The 13367-nt window shown below is 52.4% G+C and carries 11 protein-coding genes; 7 read left to right on the forward strand and 4 right to left on the reverse strand.

The window, feature by feature from the left end; all coding sequences use genetic code 11:
• Positions 1-84: 84 nt before the first annotated feature.
• Positions 85-1185, reverse strand: a complete 1101-nt coding sequence (locus ACN06F_RS17030; RefSeq protein WP_038479218.1) for a flavin monoamine oxidase family protein — start codon at positions 1183-1185, stop codon at positions 85-87.
• Between the two features lie 330 nt (positions 1186-1515).
• Between ACN06F_RS17030 and ACN06F_RS17035 the strand changes: the two genes are divergently transcribed.
• The 3 genes from ACN06F_RS17035 (at position 1516) to ACN06F_RS17045 (ending at position 6560) form a co-directional block, all read left to right on the forward strand.
• Positions 1516-2763, forward strand: coding sequence for an efflux RND transporter periplasmic adaptor subunit (locus ACN06F_RS17035; RefSeq protein ID WP_433924397.1), 1248 nt, complete (start codon positions 1516-1518; stop codon positions 2761-2763).
• The gene (locus ACN06F_RS17040; protein ID WP_433924398.1) at positions 2760-5870 is read left to right on the forward strand and encodes an efflux RND transporter permease subunit; all 3111 of its coding nucleotides are present in this window, start codon (positions 2760-2762) and stop codon (positions 5868-5870) included. Before ACN06F_RS17035 ends, ACN06F_RS17040 begins: the two co-directional genes overlap by 4 nt.
• 78 nt (positions 5871-5948) lie before the next feature.
• On the forward strand, positions 5949-6560 hold the full coding sequence (locus ACN06F_RS17045) for an ankyrin repeat domain-containing protein (protein ID WP_051626389.1): 612 nt from the start codon (positions 5949-5951) through the stop codon (positions 6558-6560).
• Between the two features lie 221 nt (positions 6561-6781).
• On the opposite strand, the gene ACN06F_RS17050 is transcribed toward ACN06F_RS17045, so the two are convergent.
• The 3 genes from ACN06F_RS17050 to ACN06F_RS17060 form a co-directional block, all read right to left on the reverse strand.
• Positions 6782-7399, reverse strand: coding sequence for an SCO family protein (locus tag ACN06F_RS17050; protein WP_370687191.1), 618 nt, complete (start codon positions 7397-7399; stop codon positions 6782-6784).
• A 137-nt stretch (positions 7400-7536) separates the two neighbouring features.
• Positions 7537-7995, reverse strand: a complete 459-nt coding sequence (locus ACN06F_RS17055) for a copper chaperone PCu(A)C (protein ID WP_095603500.1) — start codon at positions 7993-7995, stop codon at positions 7537-7539.
• A gap of 92 nt (positions 7996-8087) precedes the next feature.
• Positions 8088-8522, reverse strand: a complete 435-nt coding sequence (locus ACN06F_RS17060) for a hypothetical protein (RefSeq protein ID WP_051626390.1) — start codon at positions 8520-8522, stop codon at positions 8088-8090.
• Positions 8523-8874: 352 nt separating this feature from the next.
• Between ACN06F_RS17060 and ACN06F_RS17065 the strand changes: the two genes are divergently transcribed.
• From ACN06F_RS17065 to cydB, 4 genes are all read left to right on the forward strand, one after another.
• A complete protein-coding gene (locus ACN06F_RS17065) occupies positions 8875-10257 on the forward strand; it encodes an NAD(P)/FAD-dependent oxidoreductase (RefSeq protein WP_038479232.1) in 1383 nt (460 codons plus the stop codon).
• Between the two features lie 12 nt (positions 10258-10269).
• Entirely contained in the window at positions 10270-10611 is a 342-nt protein-coding gene (locus ACN06F_RS17070; RefSeq protein ID WP_038479235.1) for a DUF5368 family protein, read from the forward strand.
• 273 nt (positions 10612-10884) lie between these two features.
• Positions 10885-12309 (forward strand): cytochrome ubiquinol oxidase subunit I, encoded by a 1425-nt coding sequence (locus ACN06F_RS17075; protein WP_038479238.1) that lies wholly within the window; start codon positions 10885-10887, stop codon positions 12307-12309.
• Complete coding sequence (gene cydB, locus ACN06F_RS17080; RefSeq protein WP_038479241.1) at positions 12306-13304, forward strand: cytochrome d ubiquinol oxidase subunit II; 999 nt, start codon at positions 12306-12308, stop codon at positions 13302-13304. The genes ACN06F_RS17075 and cydB overlap by 4 nt, the downstream gene beginning before the upstream one ends.
• Positions 13305-13367: the final 63 nt, after the last annotated feature.

Genomic DNA, 13367 nt, shown 5'->3' on the forward strand with positions numbered 1-13367 from the left:
CAAGCGTCGGGCTTGAATTCGCTACACTCCAAGCACACAGAGGCTATGAGTCTCAACACGATGGCGAACGCTAAGGCAAGCTCCCTACTTTGCTAACATATCCGCGACGCCCCGCTCAGCGGCTTCAATGGCACCAGCCAGGTAGCCGGCATAGTGCTTACCCCACTCGCTACCAATACCCGTTAAGCGAGGCTCCCAAGGCCCATCAGCCGCCCGAGCAGGGGGCGCAGTACCGTGATGCTCGATGGGTATCTGATCAGCATAGGCAGCGGTGAACGACTCCTGCGCCCAGTCTTTAATCACATCCATTCTCGGGCTAGCAGCTTGAGGGCCAAACAGCCTGGCCAGCTGTGCGCGGCAGTGCTGACGTAGTGCCTTATCACCAAGTTGCGCTCGCGTACTGGCGGGCAAACTAAAAAAGCCAAACAGCGCGCCGTGACCATCTGGGTGAGACATATCATGAATTTCACCCAGCGGGCCCAGTAGACTGCGCGCCTCCCCCGAAAGATGCTCATCTCGCCAAAAAGGCGTGGGGTACAGGGCGACATATTTGCCGTGGGGGGCCATCCAGGTAGCAGTGCTCGCCCACTGATGAGTAAGCCCCTCAGGTAACGCCGGTGAAAACATCATTGCCTGCGCCGCTAATCTCGGCGGCACAGCCAGTAACACATGCTGGGCGTTATAACGCTGCCCAGAAGTACACAGAATCTCCACACGACAATTGTAAGTGAGTGCCATCGACTGAACGGCCTGGCCGGTAAAAATATGCTCAGGACGAATGCGCTGATGCAATGCATCAATCAGCGCTTGCATGCCACCCCGTAGCCGCATAGAAGGCGGCTGATTTAAAAAGCCCTGCATGCGAACCGGCGGCATTTGGTGGGAGCGCTCCATAAGCATATCGCCGGTTTCATACTGGGCAAACGATGACAGCCCCAGCGATTCCACCAGCGCTCCAAGCGCCTGTTGAAACTCAGGCCAAAACCAAGAAGGTCCTAAATCAAAAGACTCTGCGCTCCCCACCACCGGCACCTCTCCGCTGGGTATTAACGTTGCAATACGTCCACCCACCCGCTCTCGTGCTTCCAGCATCACATAATCGCTGATGCCCCGTTGTTCCAATAAATACGCGGCATACAGCCCCGCCAACCCAGCGCCTATAATGGCGATACGTGATGTATGCATGAAAAGTCTCGATGGTTGATAAAAACCGAAAGCATACCGCAGTATCATGTGTAGATAGCCGTCATCCCAACCTGTCTAAATCCTCGAAGCTGCCTTTAACAGCCAATGCGTACAGGCCTTAGCCTCACTGGACGTTGCTCCGCTGCCCAGATAGTGACAAATGTAGAGCAAGGGATCTTCCATCCACGGTCACGACGCCTTATGTCCAATCCATCTGAGATAACGCTGAAGTTTAGTGCGCCGCATTGTCGCAACAGTGTTATTAACCGATATTATTTGGATACAAGCGCGTTAAGATAAGCAGGCCTTATTCCATATAAAGATATCCTTATGCTAAAACGCCTGCTTCCTCTGGTGATTCTCATTCTTGGCATTGTCAGCTTTATGGCATTGCGTTACACACGCCCTGAGCCAGCCCCAGTGGAGGCTCAGGAGCGCCGCTGGCCCGTTGAGGCATTGACCGTTTCTCCCGGCGAACATGTGCCACTGCTTTCGCTGTTCGGGGAAGTGGTCGCGCCGGACATGGTCACCCTAGTAGCGCCGGTTCAAGCGCGGGTGGCTCAGCGGCCGGTAAGCGACGGCCAGCGGGTAGCCCAGGGTGAGTTGCTGATAGCACTGGATGAAGACGACCTGTCATCGCCGCTGCGCCAAGCCGAGGCTGAACTTGCCGACCTTCAAGCTCAGCTGGAAAACGAGCGAATCCGCCATGAGAATAACCGCCAGCTATTAGCCCAAGAGCGCACTCTTCTTGCCAGCGCTAACCGCCAATTGGAACGCAATCGTTCGCTGGAAGGACGTAACCTGACGTCTCAAACAGACGTCGATACGGCCCGCGACGCCGTAGCTCGTGCCCAGCTGAATGTGTCAGCGCGGGAAAGCACTATTGCCGAATATCCTTCTCGGCTAGCCAGTTTGGAAGCCCGCCTGGCCAGGACTCAGGTGCAAGCGGCCGATGCGCGGCGCAATCTAGAGCGTGGCCGTATTCACGCGCCCTTCGCTGGCAGCGTAACGCGGGTGCAAGTCGCTGAAGGCGACGATGTTGCCCCGCGCGCCGCCTTGCTATCGCTTTATCCGTTAGATGGCCTGGAACTACGCGCCCGAATTCCCCAACCGTATCACGCGGAACTTGAAACGCACCTGCCAAGCGGTGAACCGCTGGAAGCCACCGCCACGAATGGCAACCAGCGCTTCGTACTAGAGCGCTTAGCGGGGGAAAGCGACCCAACTGGCACCGAAGCCATTCTCTCAGTACAGGGCCAACACCATGGGTTGCGCCCAGGGGCCATGGTGGCCATTCAGCTTCGCCGTCCTGGGGTGAAAAATGCCTTTGCCGTGCCCTACTCTGCCTTGCACGGGGCTGATCTACTGTATCGCATTAATTACGATAACCGCCTGGAGCGTCAGCGCGTTGAGCGGTTGGGGGAAGTAGCCCAACAAGACGGAGAGCGTTGGCTATTAGTGCGCGCTGAAACGTTGGAAGCAGGCGACCGCGTCATGTCGACCCACCTGCCCAACGCTGTTCACGGGCTGCCGATAGAGGTCATCCAACCCTTGGCTGGCGCTGAGGCCAACCCATGACCCAGCGCGGCGACTTTATCGGCTTTTTTGTTCGCCACAAGGTGGCGGCCAACCTAATCATGCTGGTGATGCTGCTGGGCGGTGCGCTAGGTATTGCGCGCATGAATATCCAGTTTTTCCCCACCTTCGCGCTCGATGTAGTTAACGTGCGCGTGATGTGGAGCGGTGCGTCTGCCGAGGACATTGAGCAGGGCATTACCAACCCGCTTGAACAGCGGCTGCGTAGCCTAGATGGCTTGAAGCGCATGACGTCCACCTCGGCCCAGAGCATTGCCAATATCACCCTGGAACTGGAAGAAGGCAGTGACCCAGTACTAGCGCTAGATGACATTCGCCAGCAAGTAGATAGTTTTACGAACCTTCCTGCCAGCGCCGACCCGCCGGAGATCTCTCGCCAAGCTCGTTACGAACCCGTCGCGCGCCTATTGGTGTATGGCGACCTTGCCCCCCATGAACTGCGCCAACTCACCCATCGTTTTGAAGACTCGCTGCTGATGGCAGGGATTGATCGTATTCAGCTCAACGGGCTTCCTGCCCAACAAATTAGTATCGAAGTGCCTACCGAACGCCTGCAAGCGCTCGGATTATCGCTTGGGGAAGTGGCCGCCCAGGTGCAGGGCATGTCTCGGGACTTACCGGCGGGCTTATTGGGGCAACAAGACAGCACTCGGGAACTGCGCTCACTTGAACAACACCGTGATGCGCTTGCCTTCGAGGACATGCCAGTTCTCAGTAATGACCGCCTGCAGCTGCGCCTGGGTGACATCGCGTTCATTCATCAGGAAGCAAGAGATGGGGAAGTCGAACTGACTTACCGTGGTCAGCCCGCCGTTGAGATGATTTTGCAGCGCGCGGAAAGTGGCGACTCGCTACAAGCCGCGCAGCACTTAGAGCGCTGGCTGGCAGCAACGCGCCCCACCCTGCCGCCTAGTGTCGAGCTAGCGGTTTACGATGAGTCCTGGCAACTGATCGACGAGCGCATTTCATTACTGCTGGGCAACGGCCTAACCGGTCTGCTGCTGGTGGTGATCCTGCTCTATTTCTTTCTTCCTGCCCGGGTAGCACTGTGGGTCGCTATCGGCATTCCTACCGCGTTTCTCGCTTCTTTAGGGGTTTTCTGGGGTATTGGCGGCTCGATTAACATGATGTCGCTGTTTGCTCTCATCATGGCACTGGGGGTGATTGTCGATGATGCGATTGTGGTGGGCGAAGACGCAGACGCCCATCATCGCATGGGCGAAGACCCCAAACTGGCCTCTGCTGGCGCAGCCCGCCGCATGCTCTGGCCAGTGGTCGCCTCGTCACTCACCACGGTGGCGGCTTTCATGCCACTATTAATGGTCGGTGGGGTGATCGGTAATATCCTCGGCGATATTCCTATTATTATGATCTGCGTGCTCATCGCCTCGCTGTTGGAATGTTTTGTGGTGCTGCCTGCACACCTGCGCAATGCGTTTATACCCGCTAATAAGGCCAATCATCCTGCCCGTGGTATTGAGCGGCTGCGCCAAGGGTTTGAAGCGCGTTTTGATCAGTTCCGCGAAGGCCCCTTCCGTCGCTTTTCCCAACGCTCGCTACGCTACCGTGGCGTTACGCTAACCACCGCGCTGGCCATCACGCTGGTCACTGCCGGGCTGCTGGCCGGTGGCCGCATAGGCTTCAACTTTTTCCCTTCGCCGGAATCCAGCATCGTATATGCCAACGCCAGCTTTGTGGCGGGCACCCATCGCGGGCAAGTGGCGGATTTTGTCGACCACCTGCAGGCCACCTTACAAGAAACCGATGACGCCATGGGCGGCGGCTTAGTGCGCACAGCAGTTGCCCATTACGGCAGCACCCAGGCAGGCGGCGCACCGGCACGCACTGGCGATGGCGTTGGTTCAGTGATGGTCGAGCTGACCTCGCCTGATGCCCGTGACGTCCGCAATGTGGAATTTATTCGCGCCTGGCGCGAACGGATACAAACACCGGCCGGGTTGGATAATCTGAATATCACCGAACGTGCCGCTGGCCCACCGGGCAAGGATGTCAACATCCGTCTGATCGGTGAAAACGCCGAGGGCCTGCGCCATGCCGCCGATATTCTCGGCGAGGCCATGGCTGGATTGCCCGGCGTACTCAGTACGGAAAATGATATGCCCTGGGGGCGCGAGCAGCTGATCTACAGCGTTAACGCCTATGGCCAAGCGCTCGGCCTGACCACTGACGACCTGGGTAGCCAGCTACGTACCGCTTTTGATGGTCAGATTGTGCAGATACATCAATCCGGAGCCGATGAAATCGAAGTGCGCGTTCAACTGCCCAGGCACCAACGCGAGCGCTTATCTACCCTTTCCAGCCTAGCGATAACGCTAGCGGATGGTCGTCAGGTGCTGCTCTCTCAGGTGATGGATTTATCCCACCGCCAAGGGTTCGAGACCTTACGCCATGCTGAAGGTCAGCTGGCCGTTGAAGTGACCGCTGAGATTGACAGCCAAACCACGTCCGCAGAACAGGTGCTAGAAAGCCTCTCCGCTGGGCTACTGCCCCGTTTAGAGCGTGAATACTTTTTGACCACCAGTTTCGAGGGGCGTGCTGCTGACCAGCGTGAAACCATGGCGGATATGCGCACCGGCTTGATGATTGGCTTAGGCTTGATGTACGGCGTTTTAACCTGGGTGTTTGCGTCCTGGACCCTGCCGCTGATCGTGATGGCAATTATCCCCTTTTCCCTGGTAGGTGCCCTGCTGGGGCACTGGGCGCTGGGGATTAATTTAACCATTTTGTCGCTCTTCGGCCTATTTGGGCTATCTGGCATTGTGGTTAATAACGCCATTATTCTGGTCAGCTTCTATCGCCAGCAGCGTGAAAAAGGCCTGGGAATTGACGAGGCACTCAATGAAGCCGTTGTGCAACGGATCAGGGCCGTGCTGCTCACATCACTGACCACAATTGGTGGCCTGTTACCACTGCTGTTTGAAACATCGCTGCAGGCCCAATTCTTGATACCCATGGCCACCTCGATTGCCTTTGGCTTGGGTGGCTCTACGCTGCTGGTGCTGTTTATTATCCCTGCGCTGCTTTCGTGGGTGGAGCATGGCCGCCAACGCTGGCCGGTGGGACGTTAATTTATTAGCAGGCTATTTACCAAACCACCGTATTCACTGACAGCCTGTAACTATCACTATCACTGGAAACACTAAAACATGAGACCACTGGCTAAACTAACCACATTACTAACACGTTTCCCCATGACAAGTGGTGTTGTACTTCCCATTATTGTCGCCGCTTTTGCCTACATCAGTTACCAACTAGTGACCCAGGAAATTAATCAACGCGACCATTTAGGCCGCACTGAACTATTTCGTGCTGTTGAGGAGGGTAATAGTGAAAAAGTCACATCCCTAATCGACCGTGGTGCCGACCTAAATAGCTCAGATAACTGCGGCTGGTCGCCATTAATGAAAGCAGCTTCGCTGGGTAACATGTCTGCCCTCAAACAACTAAATGAAGCGGGAGCCGACATAGAGCACCATGATGAAAGTCACTATACCTCGGTTATGATTGCCGTAGTAAGTCGCCAAACTGAGGCTTTAGCGTACCTCTTAAGCCATGGCGCTCAAGTAAATCATCAAGATAATCTCGGCTGGACAGCGCTTATTTGGGCCGCCAAGCAAAATGATAGCCAGGCGGTAGAACTGTTAATGAATTATGGTGCAGACCCCCTTCTTACTGACAACAAAGGTCAAAATGCGATACATTGGGCCGCACTAGAAGGCAATCAGTCAATCGTAATGCTGCTGGGTAGCAAGCTATAGGTATGTAACACTAGGCTTCTAGACGATTAAAACCATACCCACAAAGCTATATTTAAAAAACTATATCCACAATCGCATTCAGAAGACGCACCAACAAAAAGCCCTCTCCTCACTAGAAACTAGAAACTAGAAAGAAAACGGTCAGTTCTATTAACCCCCCTGAACACCATTACTAGATCGATAGAGTTAAATGCTCACAAGCGTATGCATAAGCATTGGTGCTAGCTATTAAAAAAATCTTTAATCGCATTTACGAGCCCTTCCGGACTAGAGGAATAGAGAACTTGTTGAATAATATCGCCCTCACGATTAACCAAATACAAGGATGCGCTATGGTCAATGGTGTAACCCATTGCAGAGCTCTCAGCTTCTACTCTCCGCCAAATGACTCCATAACGATCAGTCAGTTCTTCCAACTGTTGCTTAGTTCCAGTAGCACCGATAAAACTTTCACCGAAAAAAGCGGTATATTCCTGCAGTCTCTCTAAGCTGTCTCGCTCAGGATCGACTGAAATCATCAGCGGTACAACACGTTCGCGCTCTTCTTCCGTGAGCTCTAGCAAAGCTTGCTTTTTGACGGCTTGATTCATCGGGCAAACATCAGGACAGTAGGTATAGCCAAAGGTCACAACGGCTACTTGATGATCACCCAAATCAGTTAAGGAAAAATCTCCCCTTGTAGAAACCAGTTCAATCGGCCCGCCAACCTTTTCATCATTACGACCTTGAGCAGAGAGGATTGTCTTAAACATCAGCGTACCGACGACGACCAAACTGAAAACTAACAACCCAGCCAATAGCGTAATTAGAACCGACCGAGATAAAGATGCTTTAAACATGGCCATTTCCTTTAGTAATATTCATAATTAGCTAGCAATCGCCACATACGAGTAAGCACAGCGTACGATACCGCTTTTAGCATGCCTATTTTAAATAACAAGCGCTAACACTCTTGCATTATCTCAGACGATAAAAACTATTCACTTGAAGATGAATGATGCATAGGCATCACAGGGCGTACAGGGGCTTCAAACTCCAGCACATCGCCATTATCAAAAATCAAATTAAACGTTAAGGTATCGCCTTCCTTCACCGGCTGGTCTAAACCAATAAGCATTAAATGCAGCCCTCCAGGCGCAAGCTGAACTTCCCCACGGGCTGGAACTTCAATAGCATCGACCTGGCGCATTTGCATTACTTCATTAATCACTACGTGATCATGTAACTCTGTATAATCTGTGATGCTATTTTGGGCCTTTATTAAACGCACTGGCGCATCACTTTGGTTATACAGCTGCATAAAGGCAGCCGTCGCAGGTGAGCCAGGCGGCACCTCGCGCACAAAAGGATTTTCAACGGTCAGCGAGTCTGCATTTACAAAGGAAGAAAATACTATTGCGCTTATCGCTAAAAAAGTAGAACGAATATTCAACATACTGCATACCTCCTATCAAACCATCATCTCACCTCAGCAGAGACTAGAAAGAAAACGCCAAGGATCAGAGTTTACGCATATAAATTAATGCCTTAGATATCGGCTAATTGAAGGGCTTGAGCAAACTGCTCTTCATTAAGTGTTTCACGCCAATATTCAACACAGCTAGAGCGCATCATTAGCAACTCGGATTCCAACTGACCGATATACGCTGCTTTTTCAGTGCGCGCTTCAATGTCAGCACCACTGAGAATCATTTGGCGCAGCTCGTTGCGCTGAGCAACTACGAGATCTTCCAGTGCCTCACGTACTGCAGGGCTTTTAGCCATCCAATCTTGCAAAGCAGATCGCTGATCAATGTCCAGTTGCAAGTGATCAGCATTTCGTGCAACGACAGGGGTCAAAAGTACAATAGGACTAGAAAGCTCTGAAACATCGCGAGATTCACTTACAGTTTGTGCAGTAGCAACACTTACCCCCAATGGGATAATGAAGATAGTTGTTAACAACATTTTACCAATTAGCATAACGTTATCTCACCAGGGAATAAGCGAACACTCTACGACTCTGTAACCTTCACCGTAATGTGAGAGATTGTCGCACCTGTTAGAGGGTTGGCTGGCTGCTTGCCGGATACCCTGGTCAATAACAGCATTACCATGCTCACCTTCTACTACCGCCAGTACCGCGGAAAAGACCCAGAGCACGCAAACGCTCGGCTTACCGCTACGTAACGCGAATGAGCCTTCATTAATTTATTGATGTGATACTTTTCGTCACCTTGGACAAAATGATAATGGCTTTTTCACACACAACATCCATAATGGAATAATGATATTACGAAAAGATATATCTTAGCATTCGCTTAAGGAGCCCCCTATGCAAAAGCCGCCATTATTGACGCGTAGAGAACTGTTAAAAGTTGGCTCTAGTCTGGGGGTAGGTAGCCTACTACCATTCAGCTCCCTTTCTGCCAACACGTTGCAAACGCAAGCACACATCGTAATTCTTGGTGGCGGTGCGGCGGGCATGGCCATGGCGAACCGACTAACCAAACGACTAAAAGGCGGCACAATTACCCTCGTTGAACCACGCGAGACACATCATTACCAACCAGGCTGGACAATGGTGGCGTCCGGCGTTTGGAACGCAGCGAAAACCATGCGTCCAAATGCGCAGTTTATGCCTCGCGGCGTGAACTGGGTGCGTGAACATGCCGCTGATATCGATGCCGACAACAAGCGCATTACGCTAGCCAATGGCGAAACGCTTGAATACGACTTCTTGATTGTGGCAACCGGCATTCAGCTCAATTACCACTTAATTGAGGGCATGACGCCTGAACTGGTGGGACAGCATGGCATTGGCAGTGTTTATGCCAGCATAGAAGGGGCTTCACGAACTAACCAAGCTATTCAAACGTGGCTTAGTAGTGGTCAGGGCAAAGGGATTTTTACCGCTGCCCCCACTCCCGTAAAGTGTGCTGGTGCGCCGTTGAAAATGACCTTCACTACGCTGAGTAGGCTAGAAGCATCTGGGCAGCGTGACGCCTTCACGGTGGACTATATGGCACCAGGGGCAGGACTCTTCTCCCAGCCCTGGGTCGATGAGTTTGTTAAACAACGCTTTGATGATCAAAGCGTTAATCGGCGACACTACTACCGCCTTTCCGCCATCGACCCTCACGCCAAACAGGCTGAGTTTGCTTTTGTGGGGCCAGAAAGCGAGTTCACCTCGCACCATGAGCTGCGCGAAGCAGAATTTAGGCGTGATAACCGACCCACCGTGATTGCTGACTACGACTTCATTCACGTCGTGCCACCTATGAGCGCTCACGATTTTGTTAAACAAAGCGCGCTTATCGCGCAAGATGGCCCATTTAGGGGCGAGTGGCTGGATGTCGATATTCACACCTTGCAGCACAATCGTTATCCAGAGGTATTTGGCATTGGCGATGTGATTGGCGCACCGATCAATAAAACGGCCGCCAGTGTTAAGGCGCAAGCACCGGTGGTCGAAGAGAACCTACTGGCCGTGATGCAAGGTAATGCGCTTCCTGCACGCCATATGGGCTATACCTCGTGTCCCATGATTACCGGCATTGGCAAGGCTATGCTAGTGGAGTTTGGTTACGCTGATAATTTCGCGTTTATGCCGTCATTCCCATTTATTGATCCTACTGAAGAGTCCTGGGCCGTATGGGTAATGAAAGACCGCATGCTTCAGCCAGCTTACTACGCAGTGCTTGAAGGCCAAGCGTAAGGAGAAAAAAATATGACCATTGGCGGAATACTAACCATACTGATGTACACCTTAGCGCCATTTATATGGCTGCTAATGATAGGGTTAACCATTATCATTGGCCTGCTCTTACTCGCCTATCTACGCGGTTATCAGATCACTCATCACCATAGCCACCTCGCCTCCCTACTAGCCGTATTGATTGGGCTAACGGCATTTCTCTGGGTTCCTTGGCTCACTCACTCGACTCTTGGTTATGTAGCGACGGTAGTTGACTGGATAGCGCTCATAGGTGCTGCTATTGCAACGTTCGTGATTGCTTTCATCACCCTGCATCCATTGAGCTATTTAATTCGTCTTCAAAACGAGAAATAACTTCACTACTGCAGCACGTGAAGCATTAGCTTTTATTCATGCCGATAAATCACCTACATAAGGGGGGGGCGCAGCTAATCTACGCCCCCATGATGCGACAATACGCCATCACTTTTCCCTCCACTTTTGTGTGTTACTTCGGCTTCGCCTCTTGTACCATTAAATATGTAATAAGCATATTACCCAAAGCAATATAAGAGAATTACGTTCTTGTTTACCACGCGTTAAACACTCGTACATCTCTTATCATGCTTCATGCCCTTGGAGGTCACGATGGAGCTCGATCCGCTGGTTTTATCCCGTCTACAGTTTGCGTTTGTGGTGTCTTTCCACGCTATCTTTCCGGTGTTCACTATCGGTTTGGCTTCGTATATCGCGGTGTTGCATGGTTTGTTCTATAAAACAGCCAACCAGGCATGGGATCGTTTAGCCCAGTTCTGGACCAAGGTGTTTGCCGTAGTGTTCGGTATGGGCGTAGTGTCGGGTATTGTGATGTCCTTCCAGTTTGGCACTAACTGGAGCAACTTCTCGTACGCTACATCGAACTTCCTTGGCCCTATCCTCAGCTACGAGGTGGTGACCGCCTTCTTCCTTGAGGCAGCCTTTTTAGGCGTTCTCCTCTTTGGCCGCAACAAGGTACCGCAAGGAGTTCACCTATTTGCCGCTATCATGGTGGCCATCGGTACGTTCATCTCGTCTTTTTGGATCCTTTCAGCTAACAGCTGGATGCAAACGCCGGCAGGCTATGAGCTGATTGATGGCCGCTTCCATATTATCTCTTGGCTTGAGGCCATTTTTAACCCGTCGTTCTGGTACCGCTTCGCGCACATGGGCATGGCGTCGTTCCTCACCGGAGGTTTTGTGGTGGCCGGCGTTAGCGCGTGGTACCTATTGCGCAACCGCGATTTAGAGGCCAACAAGAAAGCGCTCTCCATGTGCCTATGGTTACTCCTCTTTTTGACACCCGCTCAGGCATTGATCGGTGATTTCCACGGGCTAAACACCCTAGAGCACCAGCCAACGAAAGTGGCGGCCATGGAAGGCAACTGGGAAACCCGCTCTAATGTACCGTTGCTGCTCTTTGCGCTGCCCGACCAGGAAAACCAGGCGAACCGTTTCGAGCTTGGCATCCCTAGCATGGCCAGCATTATTCTCACCCATAGCGCTGATGGGGTCGTCCCCGGCATTTCAGATGCAGCACCCGATGAGCAGCCTCCTGTCGCTATTGTGTTTTGGTCATTCCGCATCATGGTGGGCATTGGCTTCTTAATGATAGGCGTCGCACTAGTCGGGCTATTGATGCGTCGCAAAGCGCGAGTGTTTACAAACCAACTGTTTCTCAAAACCTTAGTCGCCATGATTATCACGCCTTTTCTTGCGGTGCTCTCTGGCTGGATTGTGACAGAAGCGGGCCGAGCACCTTGGCTCGTATATGGCGTGATGACACACGCGCAAGGCCTTACTCCCTCGTTAACAGGCGGCATGGCTCTGTTCACGCTGATTGGTTATATCGCGGTATATAGCGTTGTTTTTGTGGTGGGTGTGTACTATCTCACACGCGTGGTGCGTAACGGCATGTTGAATAACCCCGTCGAGGTTGACGGTGAGATTGAGCGTCCCAAGCGCCCACTATCCGCCGCTCACACCCCGCTAGATGATGATTTAAGCGAGACCACCGCAGGAGCGAACACATTATGAGTATCGACTTAGCCTTAATATGGGCGGTAATCATCGGTTTTGGTGTCATCATGTACGTCATTATGGATGGTTTCGACTTGGGCTTAGGGATCCTATATCCCTTCGCCCCTGACGAAGAATCACGCGATGTCATGATGAACTCTGTCGCCCCCGTGTGGGACGGTAATGAAACCTGGCTGGTACTCGGTGGCGCAGGGCTTTTAGGTGCGTTTCCGCTGGTCTATTCAGTCTTCTTACCAGCGCTCTATATTGGTGTTTTCTTAATGCTTGCCGGTCTGATCTTCCGCGGCATTTCCTTTGAGTTTCGCTTTAAGTCGCACAAAAACCGCCGCTGGTGGAACCGGGCTTTCTTCTTGGGCTCCGCTATCGCCGCCTTTGCCCAAGGGGCCGTGGTGGGTGCTTATATCCAGGGGTTTGCCGTTGAAGATTTTCGCTATGTGGGCGGCGCGCTCGACTGGCTAACCCCGTTCACCGTGTTAACCGGATTAGGACTAATGGCTGGCTATGCTCTGCTGGGCGCTACCTGGCTGATTATGAAGTCAGAAGGCCATGTACAACAGTGGGCCTATGCGATCACGCCTAAACTGTTACTTGCCGTCTTAGCCGTGTTTGCCATTGTCAGTATCTGGACACCGCTGGTAAGCCCTGAGGTGTATAGCCGCTGGATGGATACGTTCCAACTGATTTGGATCTTCCCTATACTAGCCTTGCTCTGCTCAGGCTTGGTGTACCGTTCGGTGAAGCGCCAAGATGAAGGGCTACCTTTTGTCATGGCGCTAGGTATCTTCCTGTTTACCTACCTGGGTCTGATTGCTAGCAAATGGCCGGTGATTGTGCCGCCTAACTACACCATTTGGGATGCTTCATCTGCCCCGGAGTCACAGCTGTTCTTATTGATCGGCTTCCTGTTTGTGATCCCTATTGTGCTGGCCTACACCGCATGGACCTACTGGGTGTTTCGAGGCAAAGTTAAAGTGGGTGAAGGCTATCATTGATGCTTGCGACGTTAATCAGCGGGGCGTAGACACATGACAATAGGTGCGCGCGTACCTATTGTC

The sequence above is a fragment of the Vreelandella sp. 21 genome (genome assembly GCF_050995515.1).
Lineage (GTDB): Bacteria > Pseudomonadota > Gammaproteobacteria > Pseudomonadales > Halomonadaceae > Vreelandella > Vreelandella alkaliphila.